Below are 18,582 nucleotides of genomic sequence, written 5' to 3' on the forward strand. Positions count from 1 at the left end.
AATATAGTTTACAGATGAGGTCTTTATGCAAATCCAAACACCACAAAGGTATTACACCGCAGAGGAATATCTGCAATTAGAAGAAACAGCAGAATTTAAAAATGAATATCGAGATGGGGAAATTATTGCCATAAATTCCGGTACGACTAATCACAACGAAATTGCTGGTAATTTCTCCGCTAATTTTAAATTTACAATGCGGGGTAAAAATTACAAAATATATATGGGCGGTGTCAAATTATCGATACCCCGTCATCGCATCTACACTTATCCAGATGTGATGGTAATTGAGGGAGAACCAATATATGAGGGAACTGGTACTACTACAGTGACAAATCCTTTAATGATTGTTGAGGTATTGTCTAACTCAACAAAAAACTATGACAGAACAGATAAATTTAGATTTTATCGCTCTATATCAACTTTAAAAGAATATATTATGATTGACCAATATGAATATCTAATTGAGCAGTTTGCTAAAAATTCTGAAGGTCAATGGGTATTAACCGAGTATGAATCAGCGGATGCGGTGTTATTTCTCAAATCGGTAGAATTTGAAATTCCCTTCAATGATATTTATGAAGGAGTTAATTTTGAGCTAGGCGAAGAATAATAACTTATATAGCGTTTCCTGACCTATTGAGTAAACCCGTAGGGGCACGGCATTGCCGTGCCCCTTCCCCCACGATATAATGTGTTGCGCTATTCCTGACCTATTGAGTAAACCCGTAGGGGCACGGCATTGCCGTGCCCCTTCCCCCACGATATAATTAATTTTCAGCCGCATCTGAATGTGTTGCGCTATAAGCACCCTACAAATTTGATATTTATTTAATTGTCAGTCCCTAGTCTAAATTGTATCTGGATCAATATTTAGCTCCCGCAATTTTGCTGCTAAACGTTCCGCTTTTTGTTCTGCTTGTTGTGCCCTTTGCACTTCCTGTTCTGCTGTTTCTTCTGGTGTGGGAACTAGTTGACAATCTGCTGTAAAAAACCGCAATAATCCTTGATAAATTCCCAGATATAATCCTAGTTGATGACTCCACAAATATCCTTTTTCATTAGCTTGTAGAGGTTGATATTCTCCATCTACTAAATGAAAACCGGCAAATTCTTGTGTATATGGGTCGAACCAAAAATAATCGGGTGTGCGGAAGGTATTTTGATAAATTTCTTTTTTCAAACCTTTGTCTGTATTCGCTGTGGAGTCAGACAAAATTTCGAGAATTACATTGGGATATTTGCCATCTTCTTCCCAAACTACCCAACTTTTTCGGGTTTTGCGTTCAGTTCCTAGCACCACAAAAAAGTCTGGACCGCGAAACTTTTCTGATTTGCGTTGGCGCGGACTGTAGTAAATGGTCAGGTTTCCCGCTGCGTAGAAATCATTTCTGTCTCGCCACAGCCATTCCAGACATTGTAAAAGTAGGATTATTTGTCGCAGATGCAGTTCTGTTTCCAAGGGAGGCTCGTCACTTAATAAATCACCAGGGGGAAAGATAACATCTTGGGAAATGCCTTCTAGTGAATCTAATTCTTGGGCAATGGTCATAGAATTGATACGGCATCAAGTAGTTATAGGTTTATTTTATCATAGTGCGATCGCACTTATTTAATCTGGGTAAATTATCAGAGTGATCGCATTTATTTAAATTGTATCTGGGTCAATATTTAACTCGCGCAATTTTGCTGCTAAACGTTCCGCTTTTTGTTCTGCTTGTTGTGCTGTTTCTTCTGGTGTGGGAACTAGTTGACCATCTGCTGTAAAAAAGCGCAATAATCCTTGATAAATTCCCAGATATAATCCTAGTTGATGACTCCACAAATGTCCTTTTTCATTAGCTTGTAGAGGTTGATATTCTCCATCTACTAAATGAAAACCGGCAAATTCTTGTGTATATGGATCGAACCAAAAATAATCTGGTGTGCGGAAGGTATTTTGATAAATTTCTTTTTTCAAACCTTTGTCTGTATTAGCTGTGGAGTCAGACAAAATTTCGAGAATTACATTGGGATATTTGCCATCTTCTTCCCAAACTACCCAACTTTTGCGAGTTTTGCGTTCAGTTCCTAGCACCACAAAAAAGTCTGGACCGCGAAACTTTTCTGATTTGCGTTGGCGCGGACTGTAGTAAATGGTCAGGTTTCCCGCTGCGTAGAAATCATTTCTGTCTCGCCACAGCCATTCCAGACATTGTAAAAGTAGGATTATTTGTCGCAGATGCAGTTCTGTTTCCAAGGGAGGCTCGTCACTTAATAAATCACCAGGGGGAAAGATAACATCTTGAGAGATGCCTTCTAGTGAATCTAATTCTTGGGCAATGGTCATAGAATTGATACGGCATCAAGTAGTTATAGGTTTATTTTATCATAGGGCTGAAATTTGGTTAGAGTGAGAGATTTATGACTTGTAAACCTAATTTACGAGTCAGAAACTTGATTGACAAGTCGTAAACTTGATTTACGAGTCAGAAATTTGATTTACGAGTCAGAAATTTGATTTACGAGTCAGAAAGGTGAGAAAATAAGACCCCACCCCTAGTCCCGCGATTTCAAACTATTTGTTTAGCTGCATAAATTTTTAGATAGCCCTAAATCCACACGATATGATACCAGCTGTAGGGGCACGGCAATGCCGTGCCCCTACGCGAAATCTACATGTATCAGCGTTTTGATGGTATTGTATAAGACTTTGAAAACACGCCCTAGCCCCTCCCCGCAAGCGAGGAGGGGAATAAGAAGTTTTTTCATGTTTCCTGGTGTATGCAGTTCATGAAGTGATTTTCAGGTAAATAGACCACGCTATAGGGGCGCAAGGCCTTGCGCCCCTACGAATATCTGTGGTTATTGCGTGAAGATTGGTATAAAAGGTTAAAAATTTAGTTCATTCACCAATAGATGTAAAGATGTTATGTACAACGTCTCTACAGCCTCGAAATCAAGTATAAAATCACACGCCCAGTCTCCATCCCCCTAAGACTTTCCCATCTGGGAAAGTCCTGACTTAATTCCGAGCATCTTTATTTATGATAAAAATCATTATATAGATATATAGATATATAGCCATATCACGAGCCACAAAATAGCTAGCCTGTAGACGCCACAGCAAACTCGATAAGAAAAGCCGCAAAGCATACGGGCAGGTTATAATTCTCTTGCGGAGCAACGTAACAAAAATTTATGAGCAATCCCCTTGTACAAGCCTTTTTCGTAGGCAGAGCCGTAGCTGAAGTGATTAATGAACGCCTGGAAGTCGCTGTAACTGATGCTTTGAGCGAACTGGGCAAGTTTGACGCTGAAGCTAGAGAGCAACTGCGCCAGTTTACAGATGAAGTGATACAGCGGGCAAATCGGGCTGCAGAAGCTGCTGATGTGGGTCAACCTGTTACAGGACAACCCGGTTCTGAATCCGGGGACGTGCAAACCACTATTGATGAACTACGTGCAGAAATTGCCCTGTTGCGAACTGAATTAAAAAAGTATCGCAGCAATTAAGTTTAAATTTGGTCATTGGTCATTGGTCATTAGTCATTAGTCATGAACCAGTGACAAAGGACAAAGGACAAATGACAAATGACAAATGACAAATAACATGAGAAATCAGAGTGTCTTTCCTTCCAGGTAATTCGATTACAAACCAACGGTACGCAAAAAATATGGAAAAAGGTTATTCAGATCAGGCATACCGTTGGAATCGGGAAAATTACTCCAGTAAACGGCGGTTTGTGGACATTTGGTCTTTTGTTTTGACCTTAATGTTCAAGCTTTGGCTGTATAACAAGTCTTGGAGTTACCCAGGAGGTATAACTGAGACACAGCAAGCTGCAAGACGCAAGGCGCAAGCTGTCTGGATTCGTAATACTTTGCTCGATTTGGGTCCAACTTTTATCAAAGTTGGGCAACTGTTCTCCACTCGTGCTGATATATTCCCTGGTGAATATGTAGAAGAATTAGCCAAGTTGCAAGACAGAGTACCAGCTTTTAGTTATGAGCAAGTAGAAGGAATTGTTCAGCAAGAATTAGGTAAAAAAATTCCCGAACTTTTCCATAGTTTTGACCCGATTCCTCTGGCTGCTGCTAGTTTAGGACAAGTACACAAAGCTGTTTTGCATTCTGGGGAATCTATTGTTGTTAAGGTACAACGTCCGGGACTGAAAAAGTTATTTGAAATTGATTTAAAGATTCTCAAGGGAATAGCCCGTTACTTTCAAAACCATCCCAAATGGGGACGGGGAAGGGATTGGATGGGTATTTATGAGGAATGTTGTCGCATTCTTTGGGAAGAAATTGATTATCTGAATGAAGGTCGAAACGCCGACGCTTTTCGGCGGAATTTTCGCGAATATGACTGGGTGAAAGTTCCACGAGTTTACTGGCGCTACGCCTCCTCCCGCGTGCTGAGTTTGGAGTATGTCCCTGGGATTAAAATTAGCCAATACGAAGCCTTGGAAGCAGCAGGTATAGACCGCAAGGCGATCGCTCGTTATGGCGCTCAAGCCTATCTACATCAGCTACTGAATAATGGCTTTTTCCACGCCGATCCTCATCCAGGTAATCTCGCCGTCAGTCCGAGTGGTGCCTTAATATTCTACGATTTTGGCATGATGGGGCGAATTAAGTCCAACGTGCGGGAAGGACTGATGCAAACGCTGTTTGGTATTGCCCAAAAAGATGGCGATCGCGTTGTTCAGTCTCTCATAGATTTGGGGGCGATCGCACCTGTCGATGATATCGGACCTGTGCGGCGTTCTGTCCAGTACATGCTGGATAATTTCATGGATAAGCCTTTTGAGAACCAATCGGTTGCAGCGATCAGTGACGACTTGTACGAAATAGCTTATAATCAGCCATTTAGATTTCCAGCAACTTTTACTTTTGTGATGCGAGCCTTTTCCACTCTTGAGGGGGTAGGCAAAGGTTTAGATCCCGAATTTAATTTTATGGAAGTTGCCCAACCATATGCAATGCAGCTTATGAGCAATATGAATGGTTCTGAGGGGAATACTTTCCTCAACGAATTAAGTCGCCAAGCAGTTCAGGTTAGTACTAGTGCATTTGGTCTACCACGTAGATTAGAAGATACACTAGAAAAACTAGAGCGGGGAGACATGCGTCTGCGGGTTCGTTCTGTAGAAACTGAGCGTCTGCTACGCCGTCAGGGCAATATACAGATAGGAATTAGCTACGCTTTAATCATCAGTGGTTTTACGCTTTCAGCCACAATTTTATTGGTTAATCATTATGTGTGGTTAGCACTGCTAGCTGGTTTAATCGCCGTCGCAGTCTCAGGAATACTTATCCGGATGCTTTTACGTCTCGACCGTTATGACCGTATGTAATAATTGCTGCCTTATAAATTTATGAAACTTAACTTCATCGGTGTTAGCGATCCGGGACTGATTCGTTCTAATAACCAGGACGCTCACTATATCGACGACCCTGGTGGGCGATTTTTCATCGTCGCCGATGGTATGGGTGGTCATGCGGGGGGTGAGGAAGCTAGCCGCATTGCTACTCACGAAATTCAGGCGTATTTAGTAGCAAATTGGCAATCCTCTCAATCTTCCCAGGAATTGCTAGTCCAAGCTTTGTGGAAGGCTAATGAAGGGATTTTGCACGATCAGCAAAATCATCCAGAACGTGCTGATATGGGAACAACGGCTGTAGTAGTACTTTTTCGCGAACCAGAGTCTCCCTGGTGCGCCCATGTTGGCGACTCTAGGCTGTACCGCTTGAGAAAATCGCAACTAGAACAAATTACCGAAGACCATACTTGGGTCGCCAGAGCAATCAAATTGGGCGATATCACTGTCGAGGAAGCAAGGATTCATCCTTTTCGCCATGTGTTATCGCGCTGTTTGGGACGTGAAGACTTACATCAGATAGACGTACAACCACTCGATGTGCAAATTGGCGATCGCTTGCTGTTATGTACTGATGGTCTGACTGAAGAACTTGTCGATCACAAGATTTCTGCAATCATGCAAAACAATCCTTCCGTTGACAAAGCTGTCTTCTCCCTCATTGCGGCGGCTAAAAGCGAAGGTGGACACGATAACATTACAGTCGTGATCATCGCCGTCGAAGACCAGGATTAGGGACTGGGGTCTGGGGTCTGGGGTCTGGGGTCTGGGGTCTGGGAACTGGGGTCTGGGGACTGGGGTCTGGGGTCTGGGGTCTGGGGTCTGGGGACTGGGGTCTGGGGAGTATTTTTTACTCCTTACTCCTTACTCCTTACTCCTAACTCCTTACTCCTTACTCCTTACTCCTTACTCCTTACTCCTTACTCCTTACTCCTTACTCCTTACTCCTTACTCATTACTCCTTACTCCTTACTCCTTACTCCTTACTCCTTACTCCTTACTCCTTACTCCTTACTCCTTACTCATTACTCCTTACTCCTTACTCCTTACTCCTAACTCCTTACTCCTTACTCCTTACTCCTAACTCCTTACTCCTTACTCCTTACTCCTTACTCCTTACTCCTTACTCCTTACTCCTTACTCCTTACTCCTTACTCCTTACTCCTTACTCCTTACTCATTACTCCTTACTCCTTACTCCTTACTCCTTACTCCTTACTCCTTACTCCTTACTCCTTACTCCTTACTCATTACTCCTTACTCCTAACTCCTTACTCCTTACTCCTAACTCCTTACTCCTTACTCCTTACTCCTAACTTTTTCTAGTAAATATACTCAGCAATTTGTTCAGCCTGAGCATTTTTCCTATTTACAACTTGATACAACTAAATTTAACCTCCATAAGTAACTTTGGAGGTTAAATTTACACAAATTGGTAAATTGACATCTTGCACATAATGAGGTATAGGAAATATAATTCAAACTAAATACCCTTCATTGCTCCATGCCACTATTAATCTCTCTGGAAAAGAGAGATTAATCAAGGTAGGGGTTAAATAACGGTATTATTGCCAACTCAGGTTGACACAGTGTCAATTTTTTAGGAATGCGCTGCTGCAAACTTGGGTTCTATACCAGTAGGGTGAGGTACAAGATGCCAAAACCCAAAATATAGCCAAAAGGACATGGGCAATTTGTCAAACAATTGTTATCTTTCTTAATACAGAGGAACAATTGGCAGACAAACATAAGTCCAATTACTATCCCTTTGGGACTTCTGTGGACGATATAACTTTTACACGTTGTATTTTTTGGAGTTAACCATGAGCGAACCAATCCAATTGTCCTTAGAACAGCAGTTCAATATACACTCATTTGCAGCCCAAGTGCAGCACATGAGTCATGAACAAGCTAAAGACTTTTTGGTCAAACTCTATGAGCAAATGGTAGTGCGCGAGGCAACTTATAAAGAGTTGCTCAAGCACCAGTGGGGCTTAGATCCTGGCTCCACTATGGCATAGAGTCGTTCTACTGTCGCAGTGGGCGACCTCCTTCTCTTGCTCGGTTCCAAGGAGGAAAGGAGCTGGGGATGCTGGGGCGTCAACTTCGATCAGCGATGGAAAACAAAACAATTCAACCTCGAAACCTCAACATCACAAGCCTTTCGGCTACAGATATTTTGTGCTTCTAATGTACTGCAGCCTTGAGAACATATTCACTACCAGCATTAGCCAAACTGATTTACTGTTGGCTACCGTGATAGTCAGACATGCTCACAATTTATCGCCTACTGCACTGAGTACAGAAGAACAATTGCGGAGATTCTAGCAAAAGCATGTCTTGCAGCCATCACCGTCAACCATTATATTTTTGATAAATAAAACTTACAACTAGATTGGGAAGTTTGTTGATAAAACGTTACAATTTTCCCGCTTTGATTTTTGTATGATGAATACTACATGTAATCAAGGGCAATCAGCCTAGTAGAGAAACCTAATAGTCACGAATCACCGGAAAGGTCGTGTGGGGAATCTGCATCCAGAGTTTCCAGCTTAGTAAGAATTAGGGGCTTAATCTTTTCGTACTCGCTTTTGAGTAAACCTTTGCTAATTTGGGCGTCGGTAGTTGAAACCAACATTTTACTGCTGGCGACCCACTGCTGGAATTTTTCGCGTTGGACAGGGGCGATACTGGATATGAGGATATGAGAACAGTGATTTGGTGTTTCCCTGGCAAACAATAATAAACGATAGGAACCTGCTTGTCCCAGTAAATTAACAATTTCTTGACCGACACTGGTTTTAAGATCAAGGTAGTAAGGCAACCATTTAGGTCCATGTTTGCGGTTGTAGATGACAGTTATCCATAGCAGCATGGGGTGGGGAAGAGTGAGGAAAAGAAATTGATTATAGCGGATACAGACTAAGCGCTTGAGAATTTCCGATTGCGGGAGCATCACCCACAAAGCTGGTACAATCTCCCCATCAATATGGATGGGTTGGGGAAAAACAATATCGGCTATCGGTTTATTTTGTGGCCAGGAAATACTATTAGTAGTATCCTGATTGACAATACAAGTCGGTAAATCGGCTTGAGTATTATGTTCAAACTGAGTTTTACCAGTAGTCGCACCAATTAGCACATGACTTTCTTGCCGAATTGACCGCTGATAGTAATGCTGTTCTAGAGATGCTAAAACGCTGAGGATTTCACTGATACTTTGAGGGCGATCGCTTGGTGTTTTAGCTAGACAACTCATCACCAAATCTTCCACATCCTTTGGTAATTGTAATTGCGGTGCAACCTCCATAATAGAACGTGGTTGTTGATAACGATGTGTTTTATACCATGCCCCAAAAGATGAAGTTTGTGGTAATAGTGGCATTTTCCCAGTAAGCATCTCAAACATCATCACACCCAAACTATAAATATCCGAGCGATTATCTAGTTCCTTACCCTCCATTTGTTCAGGAGAAGAATAAGCCAAAGTGCCCAAATAATAGTTAGTAACATTACTATTTGACTGTAGTAACTTAGCAATGCCAAAATCTAGAACCTTGACCAACTCACCAAAACTGGGGTCTTGAATCACCATGATATTGCTCGGCTTAATATCGCGATGAATAATTGGGCAAATTTTCCCCTCAACCGAGATACCATCATGAGCGCACTGTAACCCCAGACAGATTTGACGTACCATACTCAGGAATCTAGGTACAGATAGATTTTGTTGGCGAATAATATTACTGAGGCTATCTCCTTCTAAGTATTCCATTACGTAGAACGGAGTGTTATTGTCGTCTACCCCATAGTCCATGACCCGGACAATGTGAATACTTTTTTGACCTAATAACGCACAGGTTTTCGCTTCTCGCTCAAAACGTTCTTGCATTCGCATTTTTTGCGTTTGGATCGACAAAGCGAGAAACTTGATAGCCACAGGTACACCACCCAACAAAAGATCCTTAGCACAATAAACTCGACCCATTGCTCCAGCACCAATTAACTCCTGTATCTGGTAACGTTTGCAGAGTAAGCGCCCAATGTTGGGGTCTGACATAGAAAATTCGACTCCAATAATCAAATAAAGATAACTGCTAAAGTCATCTGATATTTTGTAAAATTCTGTACTTTGATTCTGATTTAGTTTGCCCAATTTTTGCCAAATAGTTTAAAGTAAAAAGTCAAAAGTTTAAAGTCAAGAGTCCAAAGTCCAAAGTCCAAAGTCAAGAGTCCAAAGTCAAGAGTCCAAAGTCAAAATATTGACTCTTGACCCTTGACTCTTGACTCTTGACCCTTGACCCTTGACCCTTGACTCTTGACCCTTGACCCTTGACCCTTGACCCTTGACCCTTGACGGTTGACTGTTATATTTGCTGACGCTCTAGGCTGGCTTCTATGATAATGTTTAAAAAATGGCCAGCCAAAATCGCGCTACTTAAATAATATGTATCGTCGGATATGCGGTGTAAAGTTTCAAAACCAGTACGACGTTGGCGATCGCCTAGTACCCAGTAATGCTGCACTATCGTAGATAAACCAATCCAGCCCTCTCCTTCAATCTGCCCAAAAAGATTATGCTGAACTAAGAAGGTATACTGACGCTCTCCATCATGCAAACGTCCTTTATATTGCAAAGAGATATCGGGGCGATCGCCTTGAGGAAATATTAACTTTGTCGCCATAGTGAACCAGTTATCTCGATTCCAAGCTACCAAGGTCATACCTTTGACGCTAATTGGCATATCATTACCTTCAAGCCAATTTCCTTGTATTTTCCAGCGTCCGGGTTCCATCAAAAAAGTGTGAGCCACTTAGCATGTTCCTTGTCTTGATCGATTTGCAATACTGGGTAGATTTTGAGCCGGGAAATAAATTTCTAGCTTTTAGCTTAAACCTATGGAAATGGGTTAAAAGCATCCTCAGTAAGCTTTGTAGGGGCGCAAGGCTTGCGCCCTTACTTTACTCCGTAGGGTGCGTCAATACCAATAATCTCTTGCTATTCCCAAATTTTCTCGCTGCTGACGCACCCTACAAATTACAGCCATTTTCAGGTAAATAGACCATAGGGTAGGAGCGCAAGGCCTTGCGCCCCTACGAAGATCTGTGGTTCATATGAATGAAAATCGCTGTAATACCATTTCACCAAAACTATGATACATATAGAAGCCAGTAGGGGCACGGCAATGCCGTGCCCCTACCAACGTATTTGTATCATACTTAAAGTGAGACGGTATAAGTCCCCTAGCACTACTAGGAGATTACTCCCAGAAGCACTTCTTGAGGTGCGCCCGTGACAGATGGTAAGTTACCAGGAATACCCATCTGTCGCCAATAGGCTAAAACTGCGAAGGCGATCGCTTCTTTAAAATCTGCACTCAAGCCAACTTCATCTGTAGTTAAAACCGGCACTGATGCTAATAATAACTGTATTCGTTGTTTTAAATAAAGATTGCGACTGCCACCACCACATAATAATACGCGATCTGGCATTTGTGGCAAAAAAGTACGGTAGCTGTGAACAATCGAAGCCGCTGTGAGTTCGGTGAGAGTCGCCAGCAGGTCAGCGGGACTAAGTTGGTATGCTGCGGCGTCTTCTAAACACTGATGCAGATAAGTTACACCAAATAACTCTCGACCCGTTGATTTAGGCGGTGGGAGATGAAAATAGTCTTGATTGAGCCATTTTTCTACCAAAGGTTCGCAGGGAGTACCACTTGCAGCCCATTCCCCTGCTGCATCGTATGTTTTAGCACCAGCAGTTAAATGTTGCACCGCCAGATCCAAGAGGCTATTTCCTGGACCTGTATCCCAGCCGCGAATTTTTTGGAGCCAGTTGTCACGACGGGGAGGAATATAAGTAACATTACCAATACCACCAATATTTTGAATACAACGCCCTTCCTGGGGATGACTAAGCAAAAAGGCATCTACTCTCGGTACCAGAGGGGCACCGTGACCACCAATATCGATATCCGCCACACGGAAATTACTCACAGTTGTAATTCCTGTCAGACCGGCAATTACAGCCCCACGACCTAGCTGTAGGGTGTAGCCAAGAGATTGGGAATTGGGAAAATTACCCAGTCCCTGGTTCTGAGGTGGTCGATGGTAAACTGTTTGACCGTGGGAACCAATTAAAGTGGCTGGCTGATGACCAACTTGAATATTTTGAGCAGCTTGAGCAAAAGCAAGAGCGATCGCATCATCTATTTGAGCCAATTCTGCCATTGAAATGGCAGCACCAGCACAAACTGTCAAAATTTTGGCTCTGAGGTCGATGGGGTAAGGATATGTTGCTCCCGCGACTAACTCAACTTTTAGGTCTACATCTGTACCGGAAATCTCTACTAAAGCAGCATCTATACCATCTACAGAGGTACCACTAATTAAACCAATCACACGGGTGATACTCTGATGTCCTAAAGAAACGGCAGTTTGTTCAGTTGGATACATTGACAGAGATAATTTTGTTGATTGCATGGGGTAGTTTAATTCATGTTGCCACCCATGTCAAAAAATTAGCTCCTATACAATTTATCATAGCTAAACAAGCGAAGTTTTTTGGAGATACTTCGCTTGTTTGTTAGGTTTTAGGATAAGCGCTTAGACGAGGATTTTTTATCGCTGGCGATGATATGTAAATCGACATTTTTGACCAAGCGCACCAATTTTTGAGTTAAAGATCCTTTGAAGAGTATTTGCCAGCGCGATCGCTGACTTTCACCGATGACTATTTGGGTGATATAGTATTTTTGGGCGACTTCGGCGATTGCTTTGGCAATGTTACCGTTGCTCACCCGAATAAAAGTACCGTCAAATTCTTTACACAACTTCTGACAAGTGTCGATGTGTAGGCTTTCTTCCTTATTAAGGAAGCGTTCTGGCTCGGCGACAAATAAAACATAAAAAGGCGCATTCATGTAGCTAGCCAGCCTAGCACCCCGGCGTAACAACTGTACTGAATTGGGATAAGTGGATACACAGACCAAAACCCGTTCGTGAATATTACAGAATTCGCCGTTGGGTGAAGAGGCGATCGCACCTTCTTCTATGTTGTCTGCGACTTCCCGCAACGCCAACTCCCGCAACGCAATCAGATTGCGGCGTTGGAAAAAGTTATCTAGGGATTGTTGAATTTTTTCTGGTGCATAAATTTTGCCTTCTAGCAACCGTTCTTGCAGGGTTTCTGGTGTAACATCAATTACCACTACCTCGTCTGCTTCTTCCAGTATCCTATCAGGGACACGCTCACGTACTACTACACCTGTAATTCTTGCGACTAAATCATTGAGACTTTCGAGATGTTGAATATTCATTGTAGAGTAGACATCAAAGCCTGCAGCCAAAATGAGTTCTACATCTTCGTAGCGTTTTTCCCGTGGGGAACCGGGGACATTAGTATGAGCGAGTTCATCGATTAACACCAATTGGGGCGATCGCTGTAAAATTGCATCTGTATCCATTTCCGTCAGGGATGAGCTACCGTGAGGAATTTGCAGACGGGGTACAATTTCCAGTCCCTCGGACTTCTGTGCTGTCTCTTTGCGTCCGTGGGTTTCTAACAGACCAACGACGACATCAATACCTTCATGCTTGAGTGCGTGTCCTTCTTCGAGCATTCTGAAGGTTTTACCCACACCAGGAGCCATACCAATAAAGATTTTGTGTTTACCTCGTCGCGCCGGATGAATAGTAGTACTTGCAGAGGTTAAATATTGAGTGCCATCTGCATTCGTATTAGTTTTATTCAAAATCTCATGCTGACTAATCATAACCAAAAAAATGGGATTCAAGCCCCGTCCTTCTAGGACGGCTTTATGATAAAATTCAGGTATAGTCGCCATAGGGCATTGGGAGACTTTAAACGGACATGGAGGGATGGTAAGACCACTTGTGGCGCAACGAGCGCGAAGTGTCAAGGAATCCTCGCTCCTTTAGGACGAGGAGGTATGTCAATAATCATAACTGCTTTTGGGCATTGGGCATTGGGCATTGGGCATCGCTAATTATTATATTCCCCAATCCCCATACCCCCATCCCCTTTATTGATTTTGTTGACGGTTAAGCTCTAATAGATCGAGAGCATAATTTAAGCGCAGAACATTGACTCCAGGCTCACCAAAAATCCATAAAAATCGACCATCAGTATACTTATTAATTAAAGGTAGTATATCATCCGCTTTGACACCACGGGCACGCGCAACCCGTTCCAATTGCTGGAAGGCGGCTTTTAAGGAAATATGTGGGTCTAATCCAGAGCCTGAAGTGTAGATTAAATCAGGGGTAGGTTGAATATTTTCGTCTCGGAATTGGGTTGCTTGCTCGATAATTCGACTCTTTAGTGCTGGATTACTGGGAGCAAGATTGCTAGCGCCAGATATTCCAGTTGGCTTGGCTTTTTTTCCTTGGCTATATCTCACCGTACTGGGACGACCCTGAAAATACTTTTCAGATGTAAACAACTGACCAATTAAAGCCGAACCAATTGGTTGTGCATCGATATTCACGATGATGCTACCGTTAGCCTTTTCTTGGAGGGGAAGAAATGGAGCCTGACCTACCACTAAAATTGACAAAGGATAGATAATTGCTGTTAACAACCAGAGAATTAAAGTGATGCGAATTGCTCTGGAAATTTCTCTAAATATAGACATAAATAATTTTCAATTTTTTTTGAGAATTTAATGAGGGATTGGGGATTGGGGATTGGGGATTAGGGTTAATATTTTGACTCTTGACTCTTGACTCTTGACTCTTGACTCTTGACTCTTGACTCTTGACTCTTGACTCTTGACTCTTGACTCTTGACTCTTGACTCTGGAAATTGGAAATTGGACTGGAAGGTATTTAATTTTGAATTTTTAATTTTGAATTGTTAGAAGCGCTCTGGTTGAAAAACAACAACAAATAAGTAAAATACAAGGGCTACAGTGACAAATCCCAAGATACCAATTGCCCAAGTAGAACGGCGTTCTAAGATGCCATCAGTGGCTGCATAAACAACTGGGGAAATTGCCAAATTAAAGCACAGAATGATAAAAATAGCGAGTGGTATCTTTTGTTTACGCCATCTTGACCAAATAAAAGATATTGCCGGCACCACATCCATTAGTAAAAACTTTCCTAGTAAATCAATTCGTTGGTTCATTTGACTTTTAACTCTTAACTATTGACTCTTGACTCTTGACTCTTGACTCTTGTTTAATTGCTTAAGTCAATCCTACTACTGTGATTAGCATATCTATCAATTTAATAGCGATAAACGGCGCAATCACCCCTCCTAAACCATAAATTAAGATATTACGTTGGAGAAGTTGATTAGCTGTCAGGGGTCTAAATTCCACACCCTTCAAAGCGAGGGGAATTAAGGCTGGAATAATCAAAGCGTTGTAAATTAGCGCCGATAGAATAGCCGAATTAGTGCTGGTCAACTGCATAATATTTAGGCTTTGCAAATTAGCAGAGGCAAATATCACCGGAATAATTGCAAAATATTTAGCAATATCGTTAGCGAGGGAAAATGTTGTCAACGCGCCGCGAGTAATTAGTAATTGTTTACCAATACTGACAATATCGATAAGCTTTGTGGGGTCTGAGTCTAAATCGACCATGTTGGCGGCTTCTTTGGCTGCTTGCGTACCCGTATTCATAGCTACGCCTACATTAGCCTGTGCTAGGGCTGGTGCATCATTAGTCCCGTCACCCGTCATGGCTACCAGTTTACCTTTTGCCTGTTCCTCTTGAATGACCCTGATTTTGTCTTCTGGTGTGGCTTCTGCGATGAAGTCATCTACTCCGGCTTCTTTAGCAATCACAGCAGCGGTAATGCGATTGTCTCCAGTCAGCATGATGGTACGTACTCCCATGCGGCGCAACTGGTCAAAACGTTCGCGGATACCTGGTTTAACAATGTCTTTGAGATAGACAACGCCGTAAATTTCGTTATCCAAGCAAACTGCTAGGGGTGTACCGCCAAGTAAGGAAACTCGTTCGTAGGCGGTGTCTAGTTCTGGGGTTTCGCGCCCGTTGCGGGAACGTACAAAGCCTTTAATTGCTCCTACAGCGCCTTTTCGAGCCTCTCGCCCACCGGGTAAGTTTGTGCCACTCATCCGGGTTTTGGCGGAAAATTCCACTCCTTGGGACTGGTTACGGTCTAGATCTACTTTTGCGCCTAATTTTTCTGCCAGTCGGACAATTGATTTGCCTTCAGGAGTATCATCAAATATACTAGCTACCCAAGCCACATTCGCAATATCTTCTAAAGAATGACCGTTGATGGGGATAAATTCTTCCGCCAAGCGGTTGCCAAGGGTAATTGTACCTGTTTTGTCAAGGATGAGGGTGTTAATATCACCACAGGCTTCTACGGCTCGTCCTGAAGTGGCAATAACGTTAAATTGGGCTACTCGGTCCATACCAGCAATGCCAATGGCACTGAGTAAACCGCCAATGGTGGTAGGGATCAGGGCTACCAACAAAGCAACTAAAATTGGCACAGTAACGGGACTGTTAACATAGTAAGCTAGGGCTGGCAGAGTTGCCACAACAAACATAAACACTAGGCTAAGAACTGCCAATAATACCGTCAGGGCAATTTCATTTGGTGTTTTGGTACGTTCTGCGCCTTCCACTAAGGCAATCATGCGGTCAATAAATCCTTTACCTGGGTCGGCTGTGATGCGGATGATCAATTCATCAGAGATAATGCGGGTGCCACCTGTTACGGAACTAGCAACATCTGAGCCTGATTCCTTCAGTACTGGTGCTGATTCGCCAGTAATTGCGGATTCATCGACGGAGGCGACACCCATCATCACTTCGCCATCAGCGGGAATGATATCACCAGCAACTACATAGACAGTATCGCCCTGTCTGAGGCTGGTAGAAGGAACGTCAGTAATTGTGCCATCAGGGGCAAGTTTTTTAGCGTTTGTCTCTGATTTGGTTGACCTTAAAGCATCAGCTTGGGCTTTACCCCGTCCTTCGGCGACTGCTTCAGCAAAATTGGCAAACCAAACGGTAAAGAACAAAATCCCCGTCAATAAGCCGTTGAACAGTTGGGGGTTTTTTTGGGTAGTTGTCCCAAACAGGTTGGGATCAATCGTTACCGACAGGGTGATGATTGTGCCCACCCAAACCAAAAACATCACCGGGTTTTTGATTGCATATTGAGGATTAAGCTTGACAAAAGCATCCCCTACTGCTCTTAAGTATAACCCTTTGGTACTGACCTTGGCTTTTTTGTTTGATTGGCGGCGATCGCCTGGACGTGAACGCGAGGATTTTTGTTTGGTAGTTGCAACTCGATTCATACTATTTTTGTGTGCAGGGAGTTAGTTCCTAGAGGCTAGTTTAAAACCTTCGGCTATTGGTCCTAAAGCTAAAACGGGGAAGAAAGTTAAGACTCCCAAAATCAGAACTATCCCAGCTGTCACAGTAGTAAATAGCAGAGAATCGGTTCTGAGGGTACCTGGGGTTTCCGGGACTGGTTGTTTGCCAGACATGCTCTGAGCTAACAGCAGGAGGGCGATAATTGGGATGTAGCGTCCTGCTAACAGGGGGAATAAGGTACTCAGATTCCACCACAATGCTGTGGGTGCGGGTTGGGTATTGGCTAATCCTGCTAAACCGGAACCGTTATTAGCTGCAGCGGAGGCATATTCATAAACTACCTGGGAAATGCCGTGAAAGCCAGGGTTGGTGATTCCTGACAGGGAAATGGGGTAAGCTAAGGCAATGGCGCTGGGAATTAAAACTGCTATGGGGTGAATTAGCAGGATGACGCTGGCGAGGACAATTTCCCGCTTTTCGATTTTGCGCCCTAAAAATTCCGGGGTACGTCCTACCATTAATCCTGTCAGGAATACGGTGAGAATTAGGTAAACAAATAGGTAAGCTGTTCCTGTTCCTTGACCTCCCCAGATAATCTGAAGAAATAAGTTAAATAAGGTAGAAAATAATCCTTGGGACATTAAGGAATCGTGCATTCCATTGACGGCACCACACATTGTAGCAGTAGTCATGACTGCCCAAAGCGCAGTTTGTGCCCAGCCAAACCGGAGTTCTTTACCCTCTAAATTGGGTTGTTCTATTAATCCGAAGATGGGGTTAATGAGGGTATTACCTTCCCATTCTCCCAGGGCTGTTACTCCTACCAATACCACAAAAATTACAAACACCATCCAGAAAAGTAGCCAAGCCTGTTTGATGTTGTTGGCAAATACACCGTAGGTGTAAATTAAGGATGCTGGGATAGAAATCATGGCGATCATTTCGATTAAATTAGAGGCGCCATTGGGATTTTCAAAGGGATGGGCAGAATTAACGCCAAAAAAACCGCCGCCGTTCTCGCCTAACATTTTAATTATCTCAAAGGATGCCACTGGTCCTCTGGCAATATACTGTGTTCCGCCTTCTAAGGTTTTCACCACTAGAGTTCCGGCTAAGGTTTGTGGTACACCTAATATTAGTAGAGCGATCGCCCCAATGACGGAAATGGGCAATAATATCCGCGTGATCCCACGGGTGAGATCGACGTAAAAGTTCCCCAGTTGTCGCCCTGTCAACCCGCGAATAAACGCAATTCCTACCGCTAACCCGGTGGCTGCTGAGGTGAACATCAAAAAGCCTAAAGCCGCTACTTGGCTAAAATAACTTAAGGTTGTTTCTCCTGCATAATGTTGTTGGTCGGTATTCGTCACAAATGAAATGACGGTGTGTAGTACAGTATCCCAGGTAGGCGCACCTAAGCCATTGGGATTCCAGGGGAAGAATCTCTGGAACATTATCAGTAAATATACTGTAATGCCCATGAGGAGGTTGCTGTATAGTATTGCCCGTGCATACTGCCAACCTGTCATAGAGTCTTTGCTACGAACACCTGCTAGTACGTAAATACTCCGTTCTATAGGGTTCAGGAGAGTATCAAGCAGTGTTTTTTCTTCCAAGAACACACGGGCTATATATCTTCCTAAAACCGGAGTCATGGCAATAACGATACACAGTGTTAACCCAATTTGTAAAATACCTTGTCCCATCTATTTCGCGCTCAATTAAATTTTAAGTGTTAGATAACCAGTTCTTACAACTAACAGATCAACTACTGGGCAATCTGACTGCAAGGGATTTGGCGATGTTTCATATAACCTCAATTCGTTCATCTAGATTTACTATTATCATTTTTTTGCTATTATCCAGATGTTTTTTGAAGTTTCTGT

At 42.9% G+C, this 18,582-nt stretch carries 15 protein-coding genes; 5 read left to right on the forward strand and 10 right to left on the reverse strand.

Annotated features, from left to right (window positions below; translation table 11 throughout):
- The first annotated feature begins 25 nt into the window (after positions 1 to 25).
- Entirely contained in the window at positions 26 to 613 is a 588-nt protein-coding gene (locus HEQ19_11120; protein ID WYL99989.1) for a Uma2 family endonuclease, read from the forward strand.
- Positions 614 to 850: 237 nt separating this feature from the next.
- Here the strand turns inward: HEQ19_11120 and HEQ19_11125 are convergent, their stop codons facing one another.
- Together HEQ19_11125 and HEQ19_11130 are read right to left on the reverse strand one after the other, a co-directional pair.
- On the reverse strand, positions 851 to 1,552 hold the full coding sequence (locus HEQ19_11125; protein ID WYL99990.1) for a Uma2 family endonuclease: 702 nt from the start codon (positions 1,550 to 1,552) through the stop codon (positions 851 to 853).
- A 96-nt stretch (positions 1,553 to 1,648) separates the two neighbouring features.
- Positions 1,649 to 2,329 (reverse strand): Uma2 family endonuclease, encoded by a 681-nt coding sequence (locus tag HEQ19_11130; GenBank protein ID WYL99991.1) that lies wholly within the window; start codon positions 2,327 to 2,329, stop codon positions 1,649 to 1,651.
- A gap of 851 nt (positions 2,330 to 3,180) precedes the next feature.
- On the opposite strand from HEQ19_11130, the gene HEQ19_11135 reads away from it, so the two are divergent.
- From HEQ19_11135 to HEQ19_11150, 4 genes are all read left to right on the forward strand, one after another.
- Positions 3,181 to 3,495 (forward strand): DUF6825 family protein, encoded by a 315-nt coding sequence (locus HEQ19_11135; GenBank protein ID WYL99992.1) that lies wholly within the window; start codon positions 3,181 to 3,183, stop codon positions 3,493 to 3,495.
- A gap of 161 nt (positions 3,496 to 3,656) precedes the next feature.
- The gene (locus HEQ19_11140) at positions 3,657 to 5,339 is read left to right on the forward strand and encodes an AarF/ABC1/UbiB kinase family protein (protein WYL99993.1); all 1,683 of its coding nucleotides are present in this window, start codon (positions 3,657 to 3,659) and stop codon (positions 5,337 to 5,339) included.
- 21 nt (positions 5,340 to 5,360) lie between these two features.
- The gene (locus HEQ19_11145; protein ID WYL99994.1) at positions 5,361 to 6,098 is read left to right on the forward strand and encodes a Stp1/IreP family PP2C-type Ser/Thr phosphatase; all 738 of its coding nucleotides are present in this window, start codon (positions 5,361 to 5,363) and stop codon (positions 6,096 to 6,098) included.
- A gap of 1,087 nt (positions 6,099 to 7,185) precedes the next feature.
- Positions 7,186 to 7,383, forward strand: coding sequence for an NblA/ycf18 family protein (locus tag HEQ19_11150; GenBank protein ID WYL99995.1), 198 nt, complete (start codon positions 7,186 to 7,188; stop codon positions 7,381 to 7,383).
- Positions 7,384 to 7,862: 479 nt separating this feature from the next.
- Here the strand turns inward: HEQ19_11150 and HEQ19_11155 are convergent, their stop codons facing one another.
- The 8 genes from HEQ19_11155 to kdpA form a co-directional block, all read right to left on the reverse strand.
- The gene (locus HEQ19_11155) at positions 7,863 to 9,422 is read right to left on the reverse strand and encodes a serine/threonine-protein kinase (protein WYL99996.1); all 1,560 of its coding nucleotides are present in this window, start codon (positions 9,420 to 9,422) and stop codon (positions 7,863 to 7,865) included.
- Positions 9,423 to 9,729: 307 nt separating this feature from the next.
- The gene (locus HEQ19_11160; GenBank protein WYL99997.1) at positions 9,730 to 10,176 is read right to left on the reverse strand and encodes a hypothetical protein; all 447 of its coding nucleotides are present in this window, start codon (positions 10,174 to 10,176) and stop codon (positions 9,730 to 9,732) included.
- Positions 10,177 to 10,615: 439 nt separating this feature from the next.
- Positions 10,616 to 11,818, reverse strand: coding sequence for an anhydro-N-acetylmuramic acid kinase (locus HEQ19_11165; GenBank protein WYM03354.1), 1,203 nt, complete (start codon positions 11,816 to 11,818; stop codon positions 10,616 to 10,618).
- 137 nt (positions 11,819 to 11,955) lie between these two features.
- On the reverse strand, positions 11,956 to 13,137 hold the full coding sequence (locus HEQ19_11170; GenBank protein ID WYM03355.1) for a universal stress protein: 1,182 nt from the start codon (positions 13,135 to 13,137) through the stop codon (positions 11,956 to 11,958).
- A gap of 270 nt (positions 13,138 to 13,407) precedes the next feature.
- A complete protein-coding gene (gene kdpC, locus HEQ19_11175) occupies positions 13,408 to 14,019 on the reverse strand; it encodes a K(+)-transporting ATPase subunit C (protein WYL99998.1) in 612 nt (203 codons plus the stop codon).
- Positions 14,020 to 14,240: 221 nt separating this feature from the next.
- Positions 14,241 to 14,513 carry a potassium-transporting ATPase subunit F gene (locus HEQ19_11180; GenBank protein ID WYL99999.1) on the reverse strand — a complete coding sequence of 91 codons (273 nt, stop codon included), beginning with the start codon at positions 14,511 to 14,513 and terminating at the stop codon, positions 14,241 to 14,243.
- A gap of 61 nt (positions 14,514 to 14,574) precedes the next feature.
- On the reverse strand, positions 14,575 to 16,677 hold the full coding sequence (gene kdpB / locus HEQ19_11185) for a potassium-transporting ATPase subunit KdpB (GenBank protein ID WYM00001.1): 2,103 nt from the start codon (positions 16,675 to 16,677) through the stop codon (positions 14,575 to 14,577).
- A gap of 21 nt (positions 16,678 to 16,698) precedes the next feature.
- On the reverse strand, positions 16,699 to 18,402 hold the full coding sequence (gene kdpA, locus HEQ19_11190; protein ID WYM00002.1) for a potassium-transporting ATPase subunit KdpA: 1,704 nt from the start codon (positions 18,400 to 18,402) through the stop codon (positions 16,699 to 16,701).
- Between the last annotated feature and the right edge of the window lie 180 nt (positions 18,403 to 18,582).

This window comes from Gloeotrichia echinulata CP02 (assembly GCA_038087035.1).
Classification (GTDB): Bacteria; Cyanobacteriota; Cyanobacteriia; order Cyanobacteriales; family Nostocaceae; genus Gloeotrichia; species Gloeotrichia echinulata.

Coding starts and splice junctions, on each gene's coding strand:
- kdpA (WYM00002.1), bottom strand. CDS start 18,402: ATGGGACAAGGTATTTTACAAATTGGGTTAACACTGTGTATCGTTATT.
- HEQ19_11150 (WYL99995.1), top strand. CDS start 7,186: ATGAGCGAACCAATCCAATTGTCCTTAGAACAGCAGTTCAATATACAC.
- HEQ19_11135 (WYL99992.1), top strand. CDS start 3,181: ATGAGCAATCCCCTTGTACAAGCCTTTTTCGTAGGCAGAGCCGTAGCT.
- HEQ19_11180 (WYL99999.1), bottom strand. CDS start 14,513: ATGAACCAACGAATTGATTTACTAGGAAAGTTTTTACTAATGGATGTG.
- HEQ19_11165 (WYM03354.1), bottom strand. CDS start 11,818: ATGTATCCAACTGAACAAACTGCCGTTTCTTTAGGACATCAGAGTATC.
- HEQ19_11125 (WYL99990.1), bottom strand. CDS start 1,552: ATGACCATTGCCCAAGAATTAGATTCACTAGAAGGCATTTCCCAAGAT.
- HEQ19_11140 (WYL99993.1), top strand. CDS start 3,657: ATGGAAAAAGGTTATTCAGATCAGGCATACCGTTGGAATCGGGAAAAT.
- HEQ19_11130 (WYL99991.1), bottom strand. CDS start 2,329: ATGACCATTGCCCAAGAATTAGATTCACTAGAAGGCATCTCTCAAGAT.
- HEQ19_11170 (WYM03355.1), bottom strand. CDS start 13,137: ATGATTAGTCAGCATGAGATTTTGAATAAAACTAATACGAATGCAGAT.
- HEQ19_11145 (WYL99994.1), top strand. CDS start 5,361: ATGAAACTTAACTTCATCGGTGTTAGCGATCCGGGACTGATTCGTTCT.
- kdpC (WYL99998.1), bottom strand. CDS start 14,019: ATGTCTATATTTAGAGAAATTTCCAGAGCAATTCGCATCACTTTAATT.
- kdpB (WYM00001.1), bottom strand. CDS start 16,677: ATGAATCGAGTTGCAACTACCAAACAAAAATCCTCGCGTTCACGTCCA.
- HEQ19_11120 (WYL99989.1), top strand. CDS start 26: ATGCAAATCCAAACACCACAAAGGTATTACACCGCAGAGGAATATCTG.
- HEQ19_11155 (WYL99996.1), bottom strand. CDS start 9,422: ATGTCAGACCCCAACATTGGGCGCTTACTCTGCAAACGTTACCAGATA.